The sequence below is a fragment of the Aurantimonas sp. Leaf443 genome, assembly GCF_001425575.1.
GTDB lineage: Bacteria > Pseudomonadota > Alphaproteobacteria > Rhizobiales > Rhizobiaceae > Leaf443.
In genome coordinates this window covers 1-22,318 of sequence record NZ_LMRD01000002.1, presented here as the reverse complement: position 1 = coordinate 22,318, position 22,318 = coordinate 1, and the positions used below count along the sequence as shown (strand labels likewise).

Annotated in this window: 22 protein-coding genes; 12 read left to right on the top strand and 10 right to left on the bottom strand. The window is 71.9% G+C overall.

All coding sequences use genetic code 11. The features are described 5' to 3' along the window. The first annotated feature begins 6 nt into the window (after positions 1–6). The 5 genes from ASG48_RS03710 to ASG48_RS03695 all read left to right on the top strand — a co-directional run bounded on the left by ASG48_RS03710 (position 7) and on the right by ASG48_RS03695 (position 4,254). A complete protein-coding gene (locus ASG48_RS03710) occupies positions 7–771 on the top strand; it encodes a phosphoadenylyl-sulfate reductase (protein WP_055845519.1) in 765 nt (254 codons plus the stop codon). 88 nt (positions 772–859) lie between these two features. Then, positions 860–1,807, top strand: coding sequence for a sulfate adenylyltransferase subunit CysD (gene cysD, locus ASG48_RS03705; RefSeq protein ID WP_200939563.1), 948 nt, complete (start codon positions 860–862; stop codon positions 1,805–1,807). Further along, a complete protein-coding gene (gene cysN, locus ASG48_RS03700) occupies positions 1,807–3,549 on the top strand; it encodes a sulfate adenylyltransferase subunit CysN (RefSeq protein ID WP_055845513.1) in 1,743 nt (580 codons plus the stop codon). Before cysD ends, cysN begins: the two co-directional genes overlap by 1 nt. Further along, on the top strand, positions 3,549–3,710 hold the full coding sequence (locus ASG48_RS18150) for a hypothetical protein (protein WP_156381441.1): 162 nt from the start codon (positions 3,549–3,551) through the stop codon (positions 3,708–3,710). The genes cysN and ASG48_RS18150 overlap by 1 nt, the downstream gene beginning before the upstream one ends. 199 nt (positions 3,711–3,909) lie before the next feature. Next, the gene (locus tag ASG48_RS03695; RefSeq protein WP_055845510.1) at positions 3,910–4,254 is read left to right on the top strand and encodes a hypothetical protein; all 345 of its coding nucleotides are present in this window, start codon (positions 3,910–3,912) and stop codon (positions 4,252–4,254) included. A 49-nt stretch (positions 4,255–4,303) separates the two neighbouring features. Here ASG48_RS03695 and ASG48_RS03690 read toward each other — a convergent pair whose 3' ends face one another. The 4 genes from ASG48_RS03690 to ASG48_RS03675 form a co-directional block, all read right to left on the bottom strand. Beyond that, positions 4,304–4,492 carry a Trm112 family protein gene (locus ASG48_RS03690; protein WP_055845805.1) on the bottom strand — a complete coding sequence of 63 codons (189 nt, stop codon included), beginning with the start codon at positions 4,490–4,492 and terminating at the stop codon, positions 4,304–4,306. A 6-nt stretch (positions 4,493–4,498) separates the two neighbouring features. Further along, the gene (locus ASG48_RS03685; RefSeq protein ID WP_055845508.1) at positions 4,499–5,182 is read right to left on the bottom strand and encodes an LON peptidase substrate-binding domain-containing protein; all 684 of its coding nucleotides are present in this window, start codon (positions 5,180–5,182) and stop codon (positions 4,499–4,501) included. 121 nt (positions 5,183–5,303) lie between these two features. Continuing rightward, positions 5,304–6,290, bottom strand: coding sequence for a thioredoxin (trxA, locus tag ASG48_RS03680; protein ID WP_055845504.1), 987 nt, complete (start codon positions 6,288–6,290; stop codon positions 5,304–5,306). Next, positions 6,287–6,832 (bottom strand): prolyl-tRNA synthetase associated domain-containing protein, encoded by a 546-nt coding sequence (locus ASG48_RS03675; protein ID WP_055845502.1) that lies wholly within the window; start codon positions 6,830–6,832, stop codon positions 6,287–6,289. The genes trxA and ASG48_RS03675 overlap by 4 nt, the downstream gene beginning before the upstream one ends. Before the next feature lie 213 nt (positions 6,833–7,045). Here ASG48_RS03675 and speB point away from each other — a divergent pair, with 213 nt between their 5' ends. Beyond that, positions 7,046–7,984 carry an agmatinase gene (gene speB, locus ASG48_RS03670; RefSeq protein ID WP_055845802.1) on the top strand — a complete coding sequence of 313 codons (939 nt, stop codon included), beginning with the start codon at positions 7,046–7,048 and terminating at the stop codon, positions 7,982–7,984. A 69-nt stretch (positions 7,985–8,053) separates the two neighbouring features. Further along, positions 8,054–9,112, top strand: a complete 1,059-nt coding sequence (pyrC, locus tag ASG48_RS03665; protein ID WP_055845499.1) for a dihydroorotase — start codon at positions 8,054–8,056, stop codon at positions 9,110–9,112. Positions 9,113–9,250: 138 nt separating this feature from the next. On the opposite strand, the gene ASG48_RS03660 is transcribed toward pyrC, so the two are convergent. Continuing rightward, a complete protein-coding gene (locus tag ASG48_RS03660; RefSeq protein WP_055845495.1) occupies positions 9,251–9,574 on the bottom strand; it encodes a hypothetical protein in 324 nt (107 codons plus the stop codon). A 132-nt stretch (positions 9,575–9,706) separates the two neighbouring features. Here ASG48_RS03660 and ASG48_RS03655 point away from each other — a divergent pair, with 132 nt between their 5' ends. Together ASG48_RS03655 and ASG48_RS03650 are read left to right on the top strand one after the other, a co-directional pair. Continuing rightward, positions 9,707–10,324 carry a hypothetical protein gene (locus ASG48_RS03655; RefSeq protein WP_055845492.1) on the top strand — a complete coding sequence of 206 codons (618 nt, stop codon included), beginning with the start codon at positions 9,707–9,709 and terminating at the stop codon, positions 10,322–10,324. Positions 10,325–10,495: 171 nt separating this feature from the next. Then, the gene (locus tag ASG48_RS03650) at positions 10,496–11,608 is read left to right on the top strand and encodes a glycosyltransferase (protein WP_055845491.1); all 1,113 of its coding nucleotides are present in this window, start codon (positions 10,496–10,498) and stop codon (positions 11,606–11,608) included. On the opposite strand, the gene ASG48_RS03645 is transcribed toward ASG48_RS03650, so the two are convergent. Together ASG48_RS03645 and ASG48_RS03640 are read right to left on the bottom strand one after the other, a co-directional pair. Further along, the gene (locus ASG48_RS03645) at positions 11,601–12,464 is read right to left on the bottom strand and encodes a galactosyltransferase-related protein (RefSeq protein ID WP_082529219.1); all 864 of its coding nucleotides are present in this window, start codon (positions 12,462–12,464) and stop codon (positions 11,601–11,603) included. The genes ASG48_RS03650 and ASG48_RS03645 overlap by 8 nt on opposite strands. Next, the gene (locus tag ASG48_RS03640; RefSeq protein ID WP_055845488.1) at positions 12,461–14,518 is read right to left on the bottom strand and encodes an HAD-IIB family hydrolase; all 2,058 of its coding nucleotides are present in this window, start codon (positions 14,516–14,518) and stop codon (positions 12,461–12,463) included. Before ASG48_RS03640 ends, ASG48_RS03645 begins: the two co-directional genes overlap by 4 nt. Positions 14,519–14,581: 63 nt before the next feature. On the opposite strand from ASG48_RS03640, the gene ASG48_RS03635 reads away from it, so the two are divergent. Then, entirely contained in the window at positions 14,582–15,619 is a 1,038-nt protein-coding gene (locus tag ASG48_RS03635) for a glycosyltransferase family 4 protein (protein ID WP_055845487.1), read from the top strand. Positions 15,620–15,621: 2 nt separating this feature from the next. Continuing rightward, positions 15,622–16,827, top strand: coding sequence for a glycosyltransferase family 4 protein (locus ASG48_RS03630; RefSeq protein WP_055845796.1), 1,206 nt, complete (start codon positions 15,622–15,624; stop codon positions 16,825–16,827). Here the strand turns inward: ASG48_RS03630 and ASG48_RS03625 are convergent. Beyond that, positions 16,818–17,795, bottom strand: a complete 978-nt coding sequence (locus ASG48_RS03625) for a hypothetical protein (protein WP_244486748.1) — start codon at positions 17,793–17,795, stop codon at positions 16,818–16,820. The two genes, ASG48_RS03630 and ASG48_RS03625, sit on opposite strands and share 10 nt — an antisense overlap. A gap of 68 nt (positions 17,796–17,863) precedes the next feature. On the opposite strand from ASG48_RS03625, the gene ASG48_RS03620 reads away from it, so the two are divergent. Continuing rightward, entirely contained in the window at positions 17,864–19,057 is a 1,194-nt protein-coding gene (locus ASG48_RS03620) for a glycosyltransferase family 2 protein (protein WP_162243897.1), read from the top strand. Here the strand turns inward: ASG48_RS03620 and ASG48_RS03615 are convergent. Both ASG48_RS03615 and ASG48_RS03610 read right to left on the bottom strand, forming a co-directional pair. After that, entirely contained in the window at positions 18,972–20,321 is a 1,350-nt protein-coding gene (locus ASG48_RS03615) for a bifunctional PIG-L family deacetylase/class I SAM-dependent methyltransferase (protein ID WP_055845482.1), read from the bottom strand. The two genes, ASG48_RS03620 and ASG48_RS03615, sit on opposite strands and share 86 nt — an antisense overlap. After that, the gene (locus tag ASG48_RS03610) at positions 20,318–21,394 is read right to left on the bottom strand and encodes an acyl-CoA dehydrogenase family protein (RefSeq protein WP_055845478.1); all 1,077 of its coding nucleotides are present in this window, start codon (positions 21,392–21,394) and stop codon (positions 20,318–20,320) included. Before ASG48_RS03610 ends, ASG48_RS03615 begins: the two co-directional genes overlap by 4 nt. Between the last annotated feature and the right edge of the window lie 924 nt (positions 21,395–22,318).

The window sequence follows — 22,318 nt, the reverse complement described above, 5'->3', positions numbered from 1 at the left end:
TTTCCCATGATCCAGGATCCCAAGCTCCTCGCCGAGACGCTCGACGCCGCCTTCGCGGGCGTCGACCCGCTGGAGCGCCTGAGGATGCTGCGCGAGCAGGTGAAGGGCAAGCTGGTCTTCACCACCTCGCTCGGCATCGAGGACCAGATGATCACCCATCTGATCTTCTCCAACGACATCAGGATCGACGTCGTCACGCTCGACACCGGCCGTCTCTTTCCCGAGACCTACGCCGTGTGGCGCGAGACGGAGGAGAAATACGGCCGGCGCATCCACGCCAAGTATCCGCAGGCGGAAAGCCTCGAGGCCCTCGTCGAGGACCAGGGCATCGACGGATTCTACTATGCGCCGGAGTTCCGCAAGGCCTGCTGCGGCGTGCGCAAGGTGGAGCCGCTGAAGCGCGCGCTCGACGGCGCGGCGGGCTGGATCACCGGCCTTCGCGCCGACCAGTCGGCCAATCGCGAGGGCATGGACTTCGTCTCCTTCGACGGGCAGCGCCGGCTCATCAAGGCCAATCCGATCTTCGACTGGAGCCGGGCCCGCGTCGCCGACTTCACCGCGCGCGAGGGCGTGCCGGTCAACGAGCTGCACGGCAAGGGCTTCCTCTCCATCGGCTGCGCGCCCTGCACGCGGGCGCTGCGCCCCGGCGAGCCCGAGCGCGCCGGCCGCTGGTGGTGGGAGGAGGAGACCAAGCGCGAATGCGGGCTCCATGTCGCGGACGCGACGGCCGTCGCCAATGGCGGCGACATCGTGGACGGCGCCGGCATCTGACGGCCGGCCGGGCCCAGGTCCGCCCGCCCTTGGGCCATCCCTCCCCTTTCCCTTCGCGGGCGCCGGGTTCTCCCGCGCCCGTTTCGCCATCCGCCGCCGCGGCTCTTCCGCGGCCCGGACGAGGACGTGTTCCATGAAGCCCATGACCCATCTGCAGCGGCTCGAGGCCGAGTCGATCTTCATCCTGCGCGAGGTCGCCGCCACCGCCGAGAACCCGGTGATGCTTTATTCCATCGGCAAGGATTCGGCGGTCATGCTGCATCTCGCCATGAAGGCCTTCGCGCCGGGCAAGCCGCCCTTCCCGCTTCTCCATGTCGACACGACCTGGAAGTTCCGCGAGATGATCGAGTTCCGCGACCGGCGCGCCCGCGAGCTCGGGCTCGACCTCATCGTCCACATCAACCAGGAGGGCGTGCGCGCGGGCGTGAACCCCTTCGCCTCCGGCAGCCGCGTCCACACCGACGTGATGAAGACCGAGGCGCTGAAGCAGGCGCTCGACAAGTACAAGTTCGACGCGGCCTTCGGCGGGGCCCGGCGCGACGAGGAGAAGAGCCGCGCCAAGGAGCGCGTCTTCTCGCTGCGCTCGGCCGAGCACCGCTGGGAGCCCAAGAACCAGCGTCCCGAGCCCTGGCGCCTGTTCAACACGCGCAAGAAGCCGGGCGAGAGCTTCCGCGTCTTCCCCCTGTCCAATTGGACCGAGGCCGACGTCTGGGACTATATCGCGCTCGAGAACATCCCCGTCGTGCCCCTCTACTTCGCCGCCCCCCGCCCGATCGTGAAGCGCGACGGCGCGCTCATCATGCGCGACGACGAGCGCATGGAACTGCGGCCGGGCGAAAGCGTCGAGACGATGATGGTGCGCTTCCGCACGCTCGGCTGCTACCCGCTGACGGGCGCGGTGGAATCCTCGGCCGGCGATCTCGGCGCGATCATCTCCGAGATGCGCGACAGCCGCACCTCCGAGCGCCAGGGCCGGGTGATCGACCAGGATTCGGGCGCCTCGATGGAAGAGAAGAAGCAGGAAGGCTATTTCTGATGACCAGCGCCCTCGCGCCCAAGCCTTCGCCGCTCGACCCCGCGAGCGCCCCGGCCGCCGCCGGCTCCCCCTCGCCCGCCGTCCTCGCCGAGGACGCGCGCTTCGCAGGTCCCGCCCCGGACGGGGGCGCGATCGTCGATCCGCAGGCGCATATGGCGCCGCTCGTCTCGCCGGCGGCCTCGCTCCTGCGCTTCATCACCTGCGGCTCGGTGGACGACGGAAAGTCGACCCTCATCGGCCGTCTCCTCTACGAGACCGGCGCCGTCTACGAGGACCAGCTGGAGGCGCTGACGCGCGACAGCCGCAAGTTCGGCACGACCGGCGCCGATCTCGACTTCGCGCTCCTCGTCGACGGCCTCTCGGCCGAACGCGAGCAGGGCATCACGATCGACGTCGCCTATCGCTACTTCTCCACGGCCAACCGTGCCTTCATCATCGCGGACACGCCGGGCCACGAGCAGTACACGCGCAACATGGCGACGGGCGCGAGCCAGGCGGAGCTTGCGATCATCCTCGTCGACGCGCGCAAGGGCATCCTGCCCCAGACGCGGCGCCACTCCTTCATCGCCTCGCTCGTCGGCATCAAGAGCATCGTCGTGGCCGTCAACAAGATGGACCTCGTGGAGTTCTCGCAGGAGCGTTTTGAGGCGATCCAGGCGGGCTATCGGGCGATCCTGCCCGGGCTCGGCTTCACCGACGTGGCCTTCATCCCGCTCTCGGCCAAGAACGGCGACAACATCACGACGCGCTCGGCGAACACGCCCTGGTACGAGGGCGAGACGCTGCTCGGCCATCTCGAGACGGCGACGCCGCAGACCTTCGACGCGGGCGCCGAGCCCTTCCGCCTGCCGGTGCAATGGGTGAACCGCCCGAATCTCGACTTCCGCGGCTTCTCCGGCACCATCGTCGGCGGGCGCATCGCCAAGGGGGCGGCGATCACCGTCCTGCCGAGCGGCCGGCGCTCCAGCGTCGCCGGCCTCTACGGTCCGGACGGCTGGGTGGACGAGGCGGGCGCGGGCGAGGCCGTGACGCTGACGCTCGCCGACGAGGTGGACGTCTCGCGCGGCGACGTGCTGGTGGCGGACGGCGACACGGCCGCGCCGCAGCGCCAGGTCGTGGCCGAGATCCTCTGGATGGTCGACCGTCCGCTCGTGGCCGGCGGCCGGCTCGTGGCCAAGCTCGGCTCGGCGCAGACGCCCGCGACGGTGAGGACGCTCGACGAGAGCGTCGACATCCATTCCTACGAGCGCCGCCCCGCCAACACGCTCCTCATGAACGAGATCGGCCGCGTGACGCTCGCCTTCGAGCGCCCGCCGGTCGCCACGCGCTACGAGGAGAACCGGGAACTCGGCTCGCTCATCCTCATCGATCCGCTCTCCAACGAGACCGTGGCGCTCGGCGTGGTGCGCGAGACGGGCGTCGCGCCGGTGCAGGACGAGGCGGCGCCGGTGCCGGCCGCCGCGCAGGAGGGCGCGCTCTCGGGGCTTGCGGCCATCTGGTACGGGGCGCTCGCGCCGGGCGGGGCGAAATGGCGCCGGGCGGTCCTGCGCTCGCGCGCCTTCGGCTCGCTCTTCGTCGCCTTCGTCGCTTCGCTCTTCGGCCTGCCGCTGCTCCTCGCCCTTCTCATGGGCGCGATCGACTTCGCGGTGCGGCCCTTCATCGCCTATCTCGTCCTCGGCGGCGAAGTCTCCTCGCGGATCTCGACCGATCCGTCGAGCGGGCGCGACGGCGAGGGCATCTGATGGGTCGCGATATCTGCGCGCAGAGCGAGTCCGCGCCCAGCGCCCGCGAGGCCCGGTTCGCGCGCTATGCCGAGGCGCGTCGCGCGCCGGTCGCCGAGCGCGTCCTCTTCGCCCTGTCGCTCGCCGTGTGCCTCGCGCTCGTCTGCGGCCTCGCCCCCTGAACACGCGATCGTTGGGGCGGCGCGCCCTCCCGTCGCCCGCTTGCCGCTTGCGGGCGGGCCCGTCTTGGCGTTCATCGCAGGCGGACACCGGGACAAGGGCCGCGCCGCCGTCGGCGCGTGCCCGACGGTCGCGACGCTGCCGCCCCGATCCCTTCGGACGCTCGGGGCCCGCCGTCGCGGCGATGGAGGAATAAACGCCATGCATGCCAGCTTCAGCCTTCGGGCCGCCGCTTTCGGCCTCGCCATCGCTCTCGCGTCGGGCGGTGCCGCCCGCGCCCAATATGCGCCCCCCGGCATGGGCGAGCCGCAGGAGACGCCGTCCTGCGCGGAGGCGCTGCCGCAGATCGAGGCGCTGGTGAAGGAGGCCGAAGGCGACGGGATCGACACGTCCGGCGCCAAGGCGCAGATCGACGCCGCCCGCACGGCACAGGGCAAAGGTGCCGAGGCGGAGTGCATCCGCGCCCTCGTGCTCGCCCAGAACGACGTGGTTCTGAAGCTTCAGGCCCGCGCGCCCGGCGCGGCGCCGGCCGCGCCCGCCAGATAAAGGCGACATCCCCGAGGAGACGCGGCCGCGTTTCGGCGGCCCGCCATTCTCAGTCGAGGACGCGCGCCTCGGAGGGGAGCATGATCGGGATGCCGTCGCGGATCGGAAAGGCGAGCTTGGCCGCCGTGGAGACCAGCTCGTTTCGCTCGCGGTCGTAGGTCAGCGAGGCCTTGGTCAGCGGGCAGACCAGAAGCTCGAGCAGCTTCGGGTCGGGCCGGCGGGGGCGTTTCTGGTCCATGGACATCTATTGCAGCGTGCGGGTCGGCCCGTCCTCGCCGGCCTCGCGCGCGAGACTGATCTCGGTGATGGCGACGAGCGTCTCGGCGCGGGTGCGAAGGTCGGGCGCCTCGAGCAGCGCCTGCTTCTCCGCCGGGCCGTTGGGCGCGATCATCATGCAGAGCACGTTGACGAGCGTCTCGGTCGAGGAGCGCGACACGCTCTCCCAGTCCGCCTCGAGCTGGTTGGCCTCCAGATAGTCGCGGAAGGCGGTCAGGAGACTGTCGCGGTCCACCTCGCCGGCGCCGAGCCCGAGGTCGAGATCGGCGACGAAGCTCGCGATGCGGCAGACGCGGAAGGGCTCGCGGCTCTCCAGTTCCTCCAGCACGCGGAACCGCACGACGCCGGTGAGGTTGACGACGTAGCGACCGTCCCCGCTCTCGGCGAAGGAGGTGATGCGACCGACGCAGCCGACGGCGCACAGTTCCGGCTCGCCGTCCGGCCGCAAGGCGCCGTCGAGGCGCGGCTGGATCATGCCAATCAGCCGGTCGCCGCGGATCGCCTCGTCGATCATCGCGAGATAGCGCGGTTCGAAGATGTTGAGCGGCATCTGGCCGCCCGGAAGGAGCAAGGCGCCCGACAGCGGGAAGACGGGGATCGTCTTCGGCAGGTCGGCCTCGCCCGTGTAATTGTAATTCCCGGCGTGAACCAATTCGGGCCTCCGTGACCCGTGGTGATCTGTGGCACGCGGCGGCGAACTCAAGGCCCCGGCGCAGAGGCTGAGCCGAACGGCCGCAGGGCGCCCGGCTCCTCGCCCGGCGCCCCGCTGGCCCTCAGGCGAAGAGGAGCGAGGAGAGGCGCCGGCGCGCCTCGCGCGTGGCCGGGTCCATCGGACCCCAGACCTCGAAGAATTCCAGGAGCTTGCGCCGCGCGCCGTCGTCGTCGAAGGCGCGGTCGCGCCGGATGATCTCGAGGAGATGGCCGGCGGCGGCATCGCGCTCGCCCTTCGCCTGCGCGATGAGCGCGAGGTCGAAGCGGGCCTGATGGTCGTCGGGATCGCCCTCGATGCGCGCCTGCAGCGCGACGGGATCGCCGAGATGGGCGATCTCGGCGGCGAGCTTCAGCTTGGTGCGCACGGCCGAGAGCGCGGCGTCCTCGCCGGGCGCCTCGGGCAGGGCGTCGACCAGCGCCCTGGCGCGTTCGGTGTCGCCGGCCGCGATGTAGCATTCGGCAAGGCCGGCGCTCGCGCCCTGGTGGCCCGGTTCGTGCTGGAGGATGGCGCCGAAGAGCTCGGCCGCGCCGCCGAGATCCTTGGCCGCCAGAAGGCCCTTCGCCTCCTCCAGCGCCTCGGCGATCGGGTCGCCCCCGCGCCCCTTGGTCAGGCGCTCGATGAAGGCTTTCACCTCGCTCTCGGGCAGCGCGCCCATGAAGCCGTCGACCGGCTGGCCGTCGACGAAGGCGAAGACGGCCGGGATCGAGCGCACGCCGAGCTGGCCGGCGATCGAGGGATGGTCGTCGATGTTCATCTTCACGAGCTTCACCGCGCCGCCGGCCGCCTTCACGGCCTTCTCGATGATCGGCGTCAGCTGCTTGCAGGGGCCGCACCAGGGCGCCCAGAAATCGACGAGCACCGGCTGGCGGCGCGATTCCTGCACGACGTCCACCGCGAAACTCGCCGTCGTCGTGTCCTTCACGAGATCGCCGGCGGGCGCGGCCGGCGCGGCGCCGAAACCGGCGACGGCCGGCTTGCCGCCGCCGATCGCGCTCGTGGTCTGCGCGCCATAGCCGCCCTGGGCGGCGCCGTATCGATTGTCGCTCATGCGGTTGCGTCCTGTCGTTCGCTGAGGTCGGCGACCAGCGGTTCGTGCCCGGTGGACCGGAAGAAGGCGAGAAGATCGTCGCGGGCGATCGTCGTCGTCGCCTCGTTGGTCATGGGATGGCAGTTGACCATATCGTGCATCGTCAGCCGCTCATCAAGAACGAGCCGCACCGCCCCGGCCCTGTCCGCCATCACGCCGAAGGCGGTGACGGAGCCCGGCGAGACGGCGAGATGGGCACGCATCTGCTCGGGCGAGGCGAAGGAGAGGCGGCCGGAGGCGCCGATCACCTTGTGCAGGTTCTTCAGGTCCACCGCCGTCGCCTGCTCGGCGACGATGAGGAAGAGCTGGCCCTTCTTGTCCTTCACGAAGAGGTTCTTGGTGTGGCCGCCCGCCACCGCCTCGTGCAGCGCCTGCGACTGCGCGACGGTGAAGAGCGCCTCGTGCTCCACCGTGCGCGTCTTGATGCCGAGCCGTTCGAGATGGGCGAAGAGCGCGGCGCGCGCCTCGCGATTGCTGCCGTCCGGGCTCTGTTCGTCGGACATGGGGTCGCCTCGTGGGTGTCGCGGTCGGGCGTCACATGCCGGCCATCGGCGCTTCGATGCAAGAGGCCTTTCTCGCGCGGCGCGGGCGTTCTATCCAACAGGGGCGGGCCTTTCGCGATCGCGCCGATCGGCGGGCCTTCCGCGCAGGAGGACAGACATGCCGCTCCCCCGTTTCCGGCCCCGATGCGCAGCGCCCGGCCGAGGTCGCCGGGCATGAGCTTCGAGACCCCGTTCCGCCCGCTCGATTCGGGCACGGTGCCGCGCTTCGCCGGCCCCGCCAGCTTCATGCGCCTGCCGCTGGCGGCCCCGTCCGAGGTCGACATCGCGCTGGTCGGCGTGCCCTTCGACGGCGGCACCACGAACCGCACGGGCGCGCGCCACGGGCCGCGCGAGATCCGCAACCAGTCGAGCCTCGTGCGCCCGGTCCATCACGTCAGCGGCCTCTCGCCCTTCGAGCGCGCCCGCATCGCCGATTGCGGCGACGCGCCGGTGAACCCCGTCGACCCCGCCGACAGCCTGGAGCGAATCGAGCGCTTCTTCCGCGAGATCGCGAGCGCCGGCGCAAGGCCGCTGACGGCGGGCGGCGACCATCTGGTCACGCTGCCGATCCTGCGCGGCATCTCGCCCGGCACGCCGCTCGGCCTCATCCATTTCGACGCCCATTCCGACACCTATGACAGCTTCTTCGGCAACCGCTACAATCACGGCACGCCCTTCCGCCGGGCCGTCGAGGAGGGTCTGCTCGATCCGAAGCGGATGATCCAGATCGGCATCCGCGGCGCCATCTCGGATGCCTCGAACTACGATTTCGCCAAGGCCGAGGGCATCCGCATCGTCTTCATCGAGGAGCTCGCGGCGCGCGGGATCGCCGACGTGATGGAGGAGGCGCGCGCGCTCGTCGGGGCGGCGCCGGCCTATGTCTCCTTCGACATCGACATTATCGACCCGTCCTTCGCGCCCGGCACCGGAACGCCCGAGATCGGCGGCGTGACGACGCGCGAGGCGCAGGCCCTGGTGCGGGCTCTGAAGGGCGTGACGATCGCGGGCGCCGACATTGTCGAGGTCTCCCCGCCCCTCGATCCGACGGGGCTGACCGCGCTGACCGGCGCCACGATCCTGTTCGAGCTTCTCTGCGCCATGACGGGCGCCTGAGGCTTCCGGAGCGCGGCGCTTCGTGCCAAAGCGGGGCGATCCCGCGAAACAGACCTCGAGGACCGCCCGATGAGCGCCGCCGTGCCCGCTTCGCTGACCATCCGCCGCCCCGACGACTGGCACGTGCATTTCCGCGACGGGGCGATGCTCGCTGCCGTCCTGCCGCACACCGCCGCCCAGTTCGCCCGCGCCCTCGTCATGCCGAACCTCGTGCCGCCGGTGACGGACGTCTCGGCCGCGCGCGCCTATCGCGAGCGCATCCTCGCCGCGCGGCCCGAAGGCTCGGACTTCAAGCCGCTGATGACCTGCTACCTCACGGACACGACGCGCCCCGACGAGATCGAGGCGGGCTTTGCCGAACAGGTCTGGCTCGGCGCCAAGCTCTACCCGGCGGGCGCCACGACCAACGCCCATCACGGCGTGACCGATATCGCGGCGCTCGCCCCCGTCCTGGAGCGCATGGAGAGGATCGGCATGGCCCTCTCCATCCACGGCGAGGCGACCGATCCGGCGACCGACATCTTCGACCGCGAGAGCATCTTCATGGAGGAGACGCTGCTGCCGCTCCTGAAGCGCCATCAGGGGCTGAAGGTCGTGCTGGAGCACATCACGACGGCCGAGACGCTCGACATCGTCAGGGCGCACGGTCCCCGCGTCGCCGGCACGATCACGCCGCACCACCTGACGATCAACCGCACCTCGATCTTCCAGGGGGGCCTGCGCCCGCATCTCTACTGCCTGCCCGTCGCCAAGCGCGAGCGCCATCGCCTCGCGCTGCGCAAGGCCGCGACCTCGGGCGAGACGTGCTTCTTCCTCGGCACGGACACGGCGCCCCACCGGCGCGGCGACAAGGAAGCGGCCTGCGGCTGCGCCGGCCTCTTCGTCGGCCCGACGGCGCTGCAGACCTATGTCCAGGTCTTCGAGGAGGAAGGCGCGCTGCACCATTTCGAGGGTTTCGCCTCGCTGAACGGGCCGAACTTCCACGGCATCCCCGTGAACGCGGGCACGATCGAACTCCTGCGCCGGCCCGGCCGCATGCCCGCGGCGGTGGCCGTGGAGGACACCGAGGTCGTCGTCTATCGCGGCGGCGAGGACCTGCCCTGGTCGATCGGGCGCGTCGCGGCCTGAGGGCAGGCGTCATACCGGCCCGCTTATGAAGTGCCCCTTCGGGTCCCTCCATGCGGTGCCGGGAAACGCTAAGACGCCGCGCGGGCTGCCGCCGCGCGGGAAAGGCCAAGATGGGTCATTTCCCAACGCGCGGCGGTATCAGTCCTCCAGCCCGAGCCCCTCGTACCATGCGGCATAGGGCGTGTTGCGCGCCATGTGCCGGTTCAGGTCCGGCGCGCCGTCCCGCCACCAGACCGGCCCGCGCTCTCCGAGGCCGCGCTTGGCCGCATCCACCCGCGCCCGTGCCTTCGCAAGGGCCGGCGGATCGCCGGCGGCCTCGCGCACGGCCCGGCGCGCGGCCATGAGGCTTGAGACGAGGCGCGCCCGCTCCTCCTCGCCGAGCGCCGGGTTCGACAGACGCCACAGCCGGCCGCGCACCACGAAGTAGCGCCCGTCCGGGGTTCTCGGATGATCCTCGGCCATGTCGCGGCGCCTCCCCGTCCCCCGCAGAACGGCGCAAGGCTTCGCCGCGATCCCGGCGCTGGTCCGGTTCGCGCGCCGCCCCACCTTCGGCGGGGCGCTCCCCTTGCGCCCCGCCCTCCCGGAGACGGACCCATGACCATCTGCCTCGTCGGCAACGCCCCCGGCCAGAGCGGCGCCGCCGAGGCCATCGACGCCTGCGGGACCGTCCTGCGCTTCAACAACGCCCACGGGTTCGGCGCCGCGACCGGGCGGCGCGTCACGCATCTCTTCCTCGTCAATTGCGGCGGGCAGATGCGCGAGTGGCTGGACGACCCGCAGTTCGAACAGCGCCCGCAGGTGAGCGCCGCGCCGGCGATCCTCCTGCCGATCCATCCCGACAAGGACGACGCCTACGACCCGCCGCTGACCGCGGCCGAGCGCGCCGAGCCGGACGGGCGCAACCACGCGGGCGAGGCGCTGGCGCGGCTTGCGGCCGAAGGCGGCCGGACGGTCGAGATCCTGCCGGCGCGCCTCTTCCTCAAGGCCTGCCGCGTCATCGGCTATGCGCGGCCCGAGCGGGGCATGGCGGCGCCGTCCACCGGGCTGATCGGGCTTCTCTGGGCGCTGGAGCGGGTCGCGCCCGGCGAGCGGATCGAGGCCTATGGCTTCGGCTTCGAGGGCTGGCCGGGTCACCGGTTCGAGGCCGAGCGGCGCTTCTTCGAGGCGCAGGCGGAGCGCGGGCGCCTCGCCCTGCATCCGCCGGGACGCTGACGATCGTGCGCCGTCCACGCAAATAGCGCCTGCCCTTCGGCGCCCCCCCGCTATCTGTTCACTCCGGGCGACGACGGTTGCCTCGCCGCCGCGCCTGTCCAGCGCGCCCCCCGAGAGGAACGCCATGCCCGCCAAGCGTACCGTTGCCAGACACGCTGCCGGTCCGGCGCGATGAAGCGCCCGATCGCCTTCTTCGTCCACCATCAGGGGCGCGGCCATGCCAACCGCACCATGGCCATCGCCGAGCGCTTCTCGGCGGATCGCCCGGTCTCGGTGCTGACCGCCGGCCCGCATCTCTTCGACGGCTTCTCACGCGACATCGAGATCGTCGCCCTGCCGAACATGATCGGCGCGGCGGTGCCGACGCCCCGGCTCTTCGCGGAGGCGACGCCTCAGGTCATGCACTGCGTGCCGCTCGGCCTCAACGAGATGCGCCGCACCATGCGCATGATCCTCGACCATCTCGACGAGCGCGGCACCGGGCTCTTCGTCGTCGACGTCTCCTCCGAGATCGCGCTCCTGTCGCGCATCGCCAGCGTCCCGGCGGCGCAGATCCGCATGCATGGCGACCGCTCCGACATCGGCCATATCGGCTCCTACGAGGCGAGCGTCGGCATGCTCGCGCCCTTCGACGAGCGGCTGGAGCAGGACGACTACCCCGCCGCCCAGCGGGCGCGCACCTTCTATGCCGGCGGGCTGTGCACGACGACGGACGCGGTGCCGACGCGCCAGGAGGCCCGCGCGCGCCTCGGCCTGCCGGCGGACAAGGAGATCATCCTCGTCCTCACCGGCGGCGGCGGCTCGGGCACCCCTTACGCGCCGCTGACGGTGGGCGCGCGCGCCGCGCCCGACGCGCTCTGGCTCGTCCTCGGCCCGGTGCACAAGGAGGGCCACGAGACCGACTTCTCCAATCTGAAGGAGCTCGGCTGGGTGCGCGGGGTGACCGACCATATCGCGGCCGCCGATCTCGTCATCGCCTCGGCCGGCGACAACACGGTCACCGAGATCGCCCGCGTCGGGCGGCCCTTCGTGGTCGTGCCGGAATGGCGCTATTTCGGCGAGCAGGGCCGCAAGGCCGAGGCGCTGGCGCGGCTGGGGGCCGCGATCCACGCGCCCGCCTGGCCGGGCGACATCCCGAACTGGAACCGCCTCCTCGAGGCCGCGCGCGCCCTGCCCGTCGAGACGCTGCAGTCGCTCTACGATCCGCAGGCCGCCACGAAGGCCGCGCGCTGGCTGGAAGGGCTGACGGACGAGCTCTGGGAGGGGGCGCCGGCCGTCAGCTGAAGCGAACCGCGTCCGGCTGGCGCGCGGCGGCGATCTCCGCCTCGCTCGGGCGCCGGCGCAGCGCGATCGCCTCGGCCGCTTCGTCCCATTCGATATGGCCGGAGCGCGTCATCTGGCCGAGCCAGTACTCCATGCACCAGCGCCCGTGCTTGGCCCGGAACCGCGCGGCATTGGCGAGGATGGCGTCGAAATGGTGGAGCGGGGGCACGTGCACGGCGTGGTGCTGGTGATAGGCCCGCGCCCCCGCCGTCCAGTAGAGCAGCACGCCGGCCGCGCCGAGCCGGTGGGCGAAGTCGGTCTCCTCCGCCCCGTAGCCGACGAAGCTCTCGTCCATGCCGCCGAGCGCGGCATAGGTCCGCGCCCGCAGCGCGAAGGAGAGGCCCCAGAGTTCGCCGCAGTCCGGCTCGCGGCGAAGGCCAAGCTCCGGAACCGCGGGCTTGGCGGGATGGACGAGGCCGAGCGCGTCGAGACGCTCGAAATCGAGCGCCGCGCCCACCGCGCCGCCCGGAAGATACAGCACCTCCCCGAGGAACAGACCGTCGTGCTCGTCGGCGGCTGCGCGGTAGCGCGCCACGAGGCCCGGCGAGGCGAGGCAGTCGACGTCGAGGAAGACGAGCGTCCCGCCCCGCGCGGCGCGGGCCGCCGCGTTGCGGGCGGCGGCGAGCGGCAGGGCCTCGCCGGCCACGAAGACGTGGCGCACGGGACAGCCGGGATCGGGCAGGTCCGGCTCCGCCGCCTCCTGCATCCAGGCGATCACCAGTTCGTCCGGCGCCTCGCTCTGGAGGGCGAGGCTCTTCATCAGGTTGACGAGATGGGCCCGCCGTCCCCGCACGAGCGTCAGGACCGACAGGCTCACGCGAGCGCCGCCCGGCGGCGGAAATGGGCGACGCCCTCGATGATGCCGAGCGCGTAGGCCTGCCGCGCCACGTAGGAATGAGCGAGATCGGGGCGCGCGGCGAGACCGTCGGAATAGTTCGCCACGATGATCGACTGCGGGACCGAGCGCAGCATCTCGATGTCGTTGCCGCTGTCGCCCGCCACGAAGACGGCGTTCTCCGCCAGATCGAACGCCTTGCGCAGATAGGCGACCGCCGCGCCCTTGGAGGCGCGCACCGGCAGGATGTCGAGATACTTGCCATGGCTGTGGATGACGGAGGCCGACAATCCCGCCTCCTGCAGCCGGCGCCGCACCGCGGCCGCCACGCCGCGCCCGCCGGGCGCGAAATAGCTCAGCTTAAAGGCGCGCTGCTCGAGCGGCCCCTGCGGCGCGATCCCGGCCATGCCGGCCAGAACGCGCGCGACGGCCTCGCGCTGCCAGCCGACCGCGATATGCGCGCGCCAGCCGGCATCCTGGCGATAGGTCGTGCCGTTGGCGCGCAGGCGATAGATCTCCGAGCCGACCGAGGAGACGATGACGCGCGGGCTCGGCGCGTCCTGCTGCTCGAGGATCGAGAGCGCCGAATGGAGCGAGCGCCCGGTGGCGACCGCGAAGCCGAGGCCCGACTGGCGCGCGTGCCAGTCGCGGAAGGTGGAGACGCAGGCCGAGCCGCCCACGAGCGTGTTGTCGATATCGCAGACGAGGAGTTGGCGCACCGGCGCTTCGGGCTCGGGCGCGGCGAGAAGCCGGGCGGCGAGCCCGTGATAGCGCGCGGCATGGCGCGGCCAGTCGTAGGCATCCACCGCCCGCGCGCCCGCCCTGGAGAAGGCGTCCCAGCGGGCGGGGTCGCGCAGGATCGTCTCGCAGGCGCCGGCGATGGCGCCCGGCGAGCGCGGATCGACGAGGAGGCCGTTGTGGCACATCTCGATGATGTCGTTCGGGCCGCCGCAATCGGTGGCGACCAGCGGCAGGCCGGCGGCGGCCGCCTCCAGCAGCGTCAGGCCGAAGGGCTCGTTCAGCGCCGGATTGACGAAGACGCCGCGCCGCTCGCGCGCGAAGGCGTAGAGCGCCGGCACGTCCTCGGGCCGGTGGGACTTGGGCAGCGCCACCTTGCCGTAGAGGTCGTAGCGGTCGACGAGTTCGAGGATCGCGCGCATCTCGCCCGCTCGCTCGTCGTCGAGCGCCTCGAACCCGCCGCGGATGCCGGCGACGACGACGAGGTTGGCGTTCTCCCTCAGATAGGCGTTCTCGCCGAAGGCCCGCACCAGCGCGGGCAGGTTCTTCTTGGCCACGGGGCGGGCGATGGCGAGAACCGGCGGCTTTTGCGGGTCGCGCAGGAAGGGCGTCAGCAGGGCGCAGGCGCTCGCGCTGGCGCTGGCGGCGCGGAAGGCGGAGAGGTCGCTGCCCGGCGGCAGGATGCGGATGGCGCCCGGATCGTAGGCGCGGTAGCCGGCATATTGCACCTCCGCCTCGTCGCGCGAGGAGGCGATGACGAGATCGGCCTTGGCGAGCGCCGTCTCCTCCGCCGCGATGCGCCGCTCGAGGCCCGCCGCCTCGCCGGGCGCGAGCGTCATCACGCTCGCCTTCACCCGGCCGAGGGAATGGGCGGTGAAGACGAAGGGGATGCCCGTCGCCCGCTTCACCGCCGCGGCGACGGCGCCCGCATCGGCGTAATGGGCGTGGAGAAGGTCCGGCCGGCAGGGCTGCGCGGCGATCCAGTCGAGAAGGGCGCGCGTGTAGCTCTCGATCTCGCGGTGCAGCGCCTCCTTGGGCAGATAGCCGGGATCGGCGCTGGCGAGGCGCACGATCTCGACCTTGGGCGAGACCTGTTCGTGAGGGGCCTCGTAAGCCGGTCCGTAGGGACTTTCGAAGCGGCGGGTCGCCATGACGATACGCGTCACCGCAGAGTCTTGCGCCGAAGCCTCGACCAGTTCGAGCAAGTATTTGATGTGCCCGCCCGTGTCGGCGGTCAGTCCATAATCGACGTCGCGACCCTTGAGACAGCCTTGCAGAGCGATATGAAGGATAAACATACACGAAACTCCTTCGCGGGCCCTGTCGAAACAGGTTTCGATGCCATATGGCGGGCTATGAAAATGCTTCGAGTCGCCCAAGTCGCACCTAACATATTTCCGACACCGCCTCTGACGTCCGGCGGAACGGAACGGATCGTTCACGATCTGTCCAAGGCGTTGGAGTCGCTGGGCGTTTGCGTCACCCTCTTCGGTCCGAGCGACTCGGCCTGCGACATTGCGCGCATCGGCGACCTGCCGAGCCTCTCCGGTCTCGAGGCGCGGCACGGATCCGTGCCGCCCTCGATCCCGCAGGTTCTGGAAGCGGTGCAGATGGAGGCCCTGCGCCGGCGGCTCGACACGTTCGACGTGGTCCACTGCCATGGCGAGTTCTTCCACGCCGCGCTTCTCGGCAAGCGGCGCCGGCACTCGCTGACGACGATCCACTGGCGCGTGGACGAACTCGACCGCCGGCTCTTCTTCGCGGCCTTTCCCGATCTTCCGGTCGCCGCCATTTCCGCCGCGCAGGAGGCGGGCATCCCCGCGCCGAACCGGGCCGGCATCGTGCATCACGGCATCGCGCGCGGGCGCTACCACCTTGGACCCGGCGGCGGGCCCGTGGCCTTCATCGGGCGGATGACGGACCAGAAGCAGCCGGACGCCGCCATCCGCATCGCCCGCGGGGCCGGGCGCGACATCCGCCTTGCCGGCGCGATCGACGTCGGCAACCCCACCTATTTCGACACGCGCGTGCGCCCGCTTCTCAGCGCGGACGCCGTGCATCTCGGCGCCCTCGACGATGGCGGCAAGCAGGCGCTTCTCGGCCATGCCTCGGCGCTCCTCTTCCCCATCGACTGGCCGGAGCCCTTCGGCCTCGTGATGATCGAAGCCATGGCCTGCGGCACGCCGGTCGTCGCCTTTCGCCGCGGCTCGGTGCCCGAGATCGTCGAGGACGGCGTCACCGGTTTCGTGGTCGAGGACGAGGCCGGCGCGATCGAGGCGCTCGGGCGCATCGACACGCTCGACCGCGCCGCGATCCGCCGCCGCTTCGAGGCCCGCTTCACCGCCGAGCGCATGGCGACCGACTATCTGGCGCTCTACGAAACGCTCGCCGCACGATGACGCTGCGAACGGCCCTCCTCGCCTTCGACTATCCGCCCTCCGCCAGCGGGCTCGCGGTCGCCGCGCGCGAGATCGCCGAGAGCCTGCTCGAGGCCGGTGTCCCGGTCAGCGTCTTCACGCTCGACCGCGTGGGGCGGTCGCAGGAGAACGGCGTCACGCTCGTCGGTTGCCGTCCGGCACGCGAGGGGGCTGGCGCGATCCTGCGCCGCCGCGCGGCGCTCGGCCATCTCGTCGCGCCCGCCTGGTTCCGGCGCGCCGTCATGGCCGAGCATCGCGCCGCGCCCTTCGCTCTCGTGGAGGCGACCAACTGGTACGCGCCGGGCGCGCTCCTCGCCCTGTCGCGCGACCTGCCGCTGGTGACCCGTGCCTCGACGCCGGCGCAGGGCACGGGCGCCGTCTCCGGTCCCTTTCGCGACCGGCTCGACGGGCGCTTCGCCTGCGCGCTGGAGGCCTTCTCGGCCCGCGCCGGCGCCGGCCTCATCGCCAACACGGCCGAGCACGGCGCCGCCATCGAGCGGCTCTACCGCCTGCCGCCGACGATGCCGCGCACCGTCATCGGCCTGTCCCTGCCGCCCGAGCGTCTGGCCCGGGCCGCGAACGCGCCCTATCCCGGCGGGGCGGACGGGCCGATCCGCCTCCTCTTCGTCGGACGCCCGGAGGCCCGCAAGGGCTTCGACCTTCTCCTCGAGGCCGGGGCGCTCCTCTGCGCCGAAGCCGAGCGGGGCGGCCCCGACCTCCGGCTGACCCTCGTCGGCATCGCGCCCGGCGACGTGGCGGCGGCGCCCCCGGCGCTGCGGGAACGCCTCGCCCTGCCCGGCCGGCTCGACGATGCCGCGCTCGACGCGGCCTATCGCGACTGCCATCTCGTCGTCGCGCCCTCGCGCTACGAATCCTTCGGCCTCGTCTATCAGGAGGCCCTCGCCTTCGGCCGTCCCGTCGTCGGGCTGGCGCTGGACGCGAGCGCCCGGGCCTTCGTGGGGGAGCCCGGCGCGGGCGCTCTGGCCCCGGAGCCGACGGCCGCCGCGCTCGCCGACGCCCTGCGCCCCCTCCTCGCGAATGGCGCGCTTCGCGCCGATCTGCACGAGCGCGCGCGTGCCGCCTCGGGCCGCTTCACCCGCGCGAGCCTCGGCCGCGAGACGAAGGCCTTCTACGAACGCGTGCTGGCCGAGCGCAGACCCGGCGTCTCGCGCACGGGCCGTCAGGCATGAAAGGGCGTCAGGAGACGGCGCATCTCGAACAGGCGTCCCTCGCCGGGCGCCATCGCCTCGTAGGCCTTCGAACGGGACAGGACATGGGCGCGCGCGAGATGATGGTCGATCGCCGCCCCCGGCGCGATGAAGCTGTCGCGCCAGCCGCCGGGCAGGTCCGGGCGTTCGTGCACCCTGCCGCGATAGCGCACGCTTGCCCGGTTGAGGCGGTACTGGATGTCGGGATGCAGCGCGGAGAGGACGCCGTCGACGAGATTGCGCCGGGGCAGGCCGACGCAGAGGCAGCCGTCCCGCTCGGCGAGCGCGGCGAGACGACCGAGCGAGGACAGGGCGGCCGGCGCCATCGTCTCGTCGGCGTCGAGCTGAAGCACCCAGTCGCGGCGCGCCAGGTCCTGCGCGGCGTTGCGCTGGGCGGAGAAGTCGCCGCCGAGCGGGCGTGCGGCAAGGCGCAGCCCGTCGCCCTCCGCCTCCCTCTCATGAGCCTCCGCGGCGTCGAGGAGGAGGAGGACGTCGTCGCTCCACGTCCCGAGCTCGGCGGCGAGGCGTCGCGCCTGCGCCTCCTCCTGCGGCCGGCAGAGAATGGCGACCGAGATCGCCAGCGGATCGAGATCGGCGAGCGGCCGCAGCCCGCCCGCCGCCGGTCTGCGGTGGTAGGGCGCGTGCCGCGCCTCGACCTGACGCGCGTCGGCGGGCTCGAAGAGGAGACCGAGACGCAGCGCGGCGGTGCGGGCGGTGTAGGCCTCGAAGCCGAGCGGCAGGGTGGGCGAGAGCCGGAGATCCGATGCCGCCATCGAAGCGGCCAGCGCCGCGTCGAGCACCGCCCGCGATGCGCCGCGATCGACGAGCAGCCCGCAATGGCTGCATTCGAGCGGGAAGGCGCGCGCCCCTTCGACGAAGTCGAGCCCACGCCGGGTCGCCCGGAAATCCTCGGCCTCGCAGACCGGACAGCGCGGCCCGCGATCGCTCACGACGACGGCCTGCCGGCGAAACCCGGCACGCCGTCGGTCCACCGACGCTGACGGGGATGCGGCACGACATGGACAGGGAAGGACGCGACGCATCGAAGGAGACGCGCCGGCACCTTGACGCGGCGGCCGCCGCGCAGCTCCTTGCGGGCCTGCCGGTCGCAAGCGCCTCGATCCTCGACCGCGGCGATCTCGCGGCGGCGCCCGTCATCGCCTGCATTCCCGCCTGCCGGGAAGAGGCCTGGATGCCCCGCTGCCTCGACGCGCTTATGGCCGAACTGCGACCCGGCGACGGGGTGGTGCTCGTCGTGAACGGCAGCGACGACCGCACGGCGTCCATCGCCGCCGAGCGCCTGCGCGCCGGCGCCCTCGCCTTTCGGCTGATCGACCTCGCCTGGCACGAGGGCGAGGGAAGCGCCCCGCAGGCCCGCCGCATCGCGCTCGATCTCGCGGACGCGGCGAACCGCGCTGCCATTCTCCTCTCGCTCGACGCCGACACGCGCGTGCTGCCCGGCTACCGAGCGGCCTATCGCGCGGAGTTCGACCGCGGCTTCGATCTCGTCTGCGGGCGCATCGGCTTCGATCCGGAGGAAGCGGCGCAGCTTCCCGAGCCCGATCCCGACCACGAGCGCATCATCCGCGACTACCGGACCCTGTCGCGCCGCCTCGCCGCGCTGATCGCGCCCGACGCCGACAATCCCTTTCCCCATCACGGCAATATCGGCGGGGCGAATTTCGCCGTCCGCGCGCAGGCCTATCGCGCGGCGGGCCGCTTGCCGCTGGTCCCCTTCGGCGAGGATCGCGCCCTGCGGCGCGCCGTCGAGGCGCGGGGCCTGCGCATCCGCTACAGCGACGGCCCGCGCGTCGAGACCTCCTGCCGGCTCGTCGGCCGCGCGAGCGGCGGCCTCTCGGACGAATTGCGCCGCAACCGGCTGGAGGCAGATCCCATCGTCGACGAGGCGCTGGAGCCGCCGGAGCGGCTCGCCCTGCGCCTTCGCCTGCGCGCCGCCTTCGCCTCGGACCGCAGCCGGAGCGAAAGGCAGGACGCCCTTGCCCTTCTGGATCTGGCGCCCCTCCGCATCGCGGCGCTTCTCTCCGATCCCCTGCCGGTGCGGGCCTTCCAGGCGGCGGAAGAGGAGAGCCCGCGGCTTTTGCGCCGCCGACTCACTTTGTCCGATCTCAGGCGCCATCTGCCCGCCCTTCGGGCCCTCGTGGCCGAAACCGAAGATGCTCGGCCAGATAGTCGTCCGTCTGCGCGCGGCTGACGGGCTCGAGATCCCGGCCGAAGAGCGAGACGAAGACATCCGCCGCATCCCGGCCCGACAGGGGCGTGCCGGTCGCCCCGAGATAGTTGCACAGGAGTAGGGCGGCGCCCGGCCGCATCGCGGCGCGCAGCGTCTGCGCGAGTTCGCCGAGCGCCGCCTCGTCGAGAAAATAGAGGACTTCCGAGAGCACCACGAGGTCGAACGGGCCGGAGGGCAGGTCGCGCGGCATCGCCGCCTCGACGAAACGCGCGCCGGCAAGATCCCCGTGGACGCGCCGCGCCCGTTCGACGATGCCCGCATCCCGATCGACGGCGACGATCTGCCGGGCATGGGTCGCGAGCGCGGCGGTGAGATGGCCTTCGCCGCAGCCGAGCTCCAGCGCGCGCTCGCACCGGAGATCGCCCAGAATCCCGATCGTCGCCTCTCGTTTGCCGGCTTCGTAAGCCGACGAGCGCACATGCCAGGGATCGCCGTCGCCGGCATAGAGACGCTCGAAATGCGCCGGCTCCGGCGGCCTTCCCGGCATGGCGGCCCAGGAGACGGTCTCGACACCCGTCGAATGGGCCGCGATGAAGGCGTCCGGCAGCACGAAGCCGCGCCCTTCCAGCGCCTTCACGGTGCCGAGCTGGCTTTCGTGGCAGGCGATCGCGCGGATCTTGGCGAAGGCATCCGTCGCGATCCGGAACGGCGTCAGATCGGCGCCGCGATAGGGCGCCGCGTCGGCAAGGCGCAGCGACCAGACGGGGTAGAAGAGAAGCCGCAGGGCGGGGCGCAGGGCGCGCACCGCCAGCGCGAGATCCGCCGCGGCATGATGGTCGGGATGGGGATCGTCGGGATGGGGCGCGGCGAGCGTGTCGGCGCCGATCTCGTCGAGGAAGGCGGCCACCGTTCCGGCGGCGCCGGCAAAGCCCGGATCGCGGGAAGAACCGCCGTCGGGAAGACCGAGGCGCAGGATCGGCGCGTCGCCGCATCCGAGCGCGCGCATCGCCGCCGCCTGCTCGCGTCGCCGCAGCTCGGCGAGCGCCTCGCGCGGAAAATCGTGCGAGGCGTCGCCGTCCGTCAGCGCGGCGAGTCCGACGCGTCGCCCCGCTTGCTCCGCCGCGACGAGGAGGCCGGAGGCGCCGATGCTCTCGTCGTCGGGATGGGGCGCGATGACGACGAGGCCGCCGGGCCCGATCAGCCGCGCGGCCTCGCAAAGGGGCGCCTGCTCGGACCGCCGCCGGAACGCCCCCCAGGTGTCGGCGACGGGCGCCGGGCCCGTCATGTCGCGTAGTCCCGCGCGAGCGTGCGGCCATGCTGCAGGAGCACGGCGTCGGGATTGGCCTGGCGGATATAGACGGCGAGATCGCGCGTCATCGCCTCCAGCCGATGGCCGCGATCGAAGGAGGCGAGCCCGACCCCGCGCTCGGCGAGGTCGATGACGGTCATCGCCGCCTCCTCGGTCGCAAGGCGCGCATAGGCGGCAAGCGCCACCGCGCGATCGACATCCTCTCCGCTCTCGACGCGGGCCGCGGCATCCTCGACCCAGAGGCGTGCGGTGCGCGCGGCGAGGATCGCCCGCCCGATCCGCGCGGCCTGGAGCGGATGGGCGTTGCGCCCGCTCGCCGTCAGATCGTCGACGATGGCCCCCGTGATCGCCTCGACGGCCCCCAGCTGCGCGGCCGCGCAGCGCCAGATGCCGCCGACGAAATAGGGCTCGCGCCGATAGTCGTCGGGCCCCCCGATCAGATCCTCGACCCGCTGGGGGATCCCGTCGAACCGGTAGCTGCCGGAAGCGGACCGGCGCATGCCGCGCATGTCCCAGCCCGCGACGTCGGAACGCCCGGGATCATCGACGTCGAGAAGATGAAGCTGCATCACGCCGTCGGGCGCCGTCACCGGCACGAGAGCCAGGCCGACATGCCCCGTCCCCGACGCGTAGCGTTTCGCGCCCCTGAAGACCGCGCCTCCTTCCGGCATCGCCATCACCGTCACGGGAACCGCAGCGTCCGCCCCCCAGACGCCGAGCAGCACGCCAGCGCGAACCGCCTGCGCCACGCGCGCCTGTTGCCCGGACCGACCGTAGAGGGCGACGAGTTGCAGGGCGTTGAGATGCCCTTCGTAGAGCCGTGCCGTCGACAGGTCGCCGGCGCCGAGCGCCACGAGCGTCTCGAAGGCCTCGTGCCAGGAGAGGGCGTAACCATACCCGCCATCGTCCCGACCGACGATCGGGCGCTCGAGAAGCCCGTGCCGGTGCAGAACCGCGATGAAGGGCGCCGGATCGTCGCCGCCGGCTCCCGTCAGGGCGGCGATCTCGCGACGCCAGACGTCGGGGTCGGATGTCGTCCGGTCCAGCATGTCGTCCAGCCTCTCCGCCAGCGCATGGGCATGGCTCGGCAGGACGCGAAAGCCAGGGGTTCATACGATCATGCGAAATCTAGCGGTGGAGCGTAGGGGAGCAATGGCGCGGCCGAGACAGGGCGGGATTCGCGTGCTCGTTTCGAAGCGCCGGCTATCGAAAGCCTCGCAGCGAATGCCCGGCTGCTCCAGAAATGACGATGGTTCGGACGGATCGATGAGAGGCCTTAGCGCTACGACGCATGCGATGCGTCGTTCGGAGGGCAAGCCCACCGTGTGGCCTTCGGTGTCTGCACCGTCGGTCGGCGCGGCGGCAGGACACCCGCGTGTGTGGTTTGGGGCGAGGTCCCGCGCGGTTGCGGGGCCCGGAGCGCGTCGGAGGACATGACTCGTGCGGGGTCCGTCAGGAACCGGTCGAGGCGCGCCAGCCCTATAGAGACTCTCGGTCTTCGATCTTTTCAGGAAGCGGCCGGACCCTGTGCGAAGAGGCGACGCAAGGCGGACGTCCGATCGTGAGGCGGTGCAAAGCTGCTCACCGTTCCGAACCCCGCCGCGTCAGGGAACACGATGTCGGTCCGCCGACGAGCGGCGATAGCGCTGTATGCGCTCACGACCAGGGGCCGATAGCTGCCCCTCCCCTTCCGCCTCCAGGGAAGACTGCTCGGTTTGGAGCGATAACGCGTGGCGGCTCGGGCCTCGGACGTTTGGCTGGCTTCTTTAGTTCGGAGAACGGAGCGTCACATCGCTCGAGCTGCGACGCCGGGAGTCGCGCGCGCTCTCTCACCGCCTTTTCGGCGGCAGGCCTTCGCTCGGGCCCCGGCTGCCTGTCCTGCATTGCGGATCGGAGGTCCGGACGCGCGAAGGCCCCCGTGGGATGGACCTCGGGGGCTGCTGGTTTGCTGGGGATGCGGGGTATTTTTGCGA

What these genes read in the sequence shown, in the direction of transcription:
- ASG48_RS03710 (WP_055845519.1), top strand. Translation starts at nt 7, where the DNA reads ATGATCCAGGATCCCAAGCTCCTCGCCGAGACGCTCGACGCCGCCTTC.
- cysN (WP_055845513.1), top strand. Translation starts at nt 1,807, where the DNA reads ATGACCAGCGCCCTCGCGCCCAAGCCTTCGCCGCTCGACCCCGCGAGC.
- ASG48_RS18150 (WP_156381441.1), top strand. Translation starts at nt 3,549, where the DNA reads ATGGGTCGCGATATCTGCGCGCAGAGCGAGTCCGCGCCCAGCGCCCGC.
- ASG48_RS03695 (WP_055845510.1), top strand. Translation starts at nt 3,910, where the DNA reads ATGCATGCCAGCTTCAGCCTTCGGGCCGCCGCTTTCGGCCTCGCCATC.
- ASG48_RS03690 (WP_055845805.1), bottom strand. Translation starts at nt 4,492, where the DNA reads ATGGACCAGAAACGCCCCCGCCGGCCCGACCCGAAGCTGCTCGAGCTT.
- trxA (WP_055845504.1), bottom strand. Translation starts at nt 6,290, where the DNA reads ATGAGCGACAATCGATACGGCGCCGCCCAGGGCGGCTATGGCGCGCAG.
- ASG48_RS03675 (WP_055845502.1), bottom strand. Translation starts at nt 6,832, where the DNA reads ATGTCCGACGAACAGAGCCCGGACGGCAGCAATCGCGAGGCGCGCGCC.
- speB (WP_055845802.1), top strand. Translation starts at nt 7,046, where the DNA reads ATGAGCTTCGAGACCCCGTTCCGCCCGCTCGATTCGGGCACGGTGCCG.
- pyrC (WP_055845499.1), top strand. Translation starts at nt 8,054, where the DNA reads ATGAGCGCCGCCGTGCCCGCTTCGCTGACCATCCGCCGCCCCGACGAC.
- ASG48_RS03660 (WP_055845495.1), bottom strand. Translation starts at nt 9,574, where the DNA reads ATGGCCGAGGATCATCCGAGAACCCCGGACGGGCGCTACTTCGTGGTG.
- ASG48_RS03655 (WP_055845492.1), top strand. Translation starts at nt 9,707, where the DNA reads ATGACCATCTGCCTCGTCGGCAACGCCCCCGGCCAGAGCGGCGCCGCC.
- ASG48_RS03650 (WP_055845491.1), top strand. Translation starts at nt 10,496, where the DNA reads ATGAAGCGCCCGATCGCCTTCTTCGTCCACCATCAGGGGCGCGGCCAT.
- ASG48_RS03640 (WP_055845488.1), bottom strand. Translation starts at nt 14,518, where the DNA reads ATGTTTATCCTTCATATCGCTCTGCAAGGCTGTCTCAAGGGTCGCGAC.
- ASG48_RS03635 (WP_055845487.1), top strand. Translation starts at nt 14,582, where the DNA reads ATGCTTCGAGTCGCCCAAGTCGCACCTAACATATTTCCGACACCGCCT.
- ASG48_RS03620 (WP_162243897.1), top strand. Translation starts at nt 17,864, where the DNA reads ATGGACAGGGAAGGACGCGACGCATCGAAGGAGACGCGCCGGCACCTT.
- ASG48_RS03615 (WP_055845482.1), bottom strand. Translation starts at nt 20,321, where the DNA reads ATGACGGGCCCGGCGCCCGTCGCCGACACCTGGGGGGCGTTCCGGCGG.
- ASG48_RS03610 (WP_055845478.1), bottom strand. Translation starts at nt 21,394, where the DNA reads ATGCTGGACCGGACGACATCCGACCCCGACGTCTGGCGTCGCGAGATC.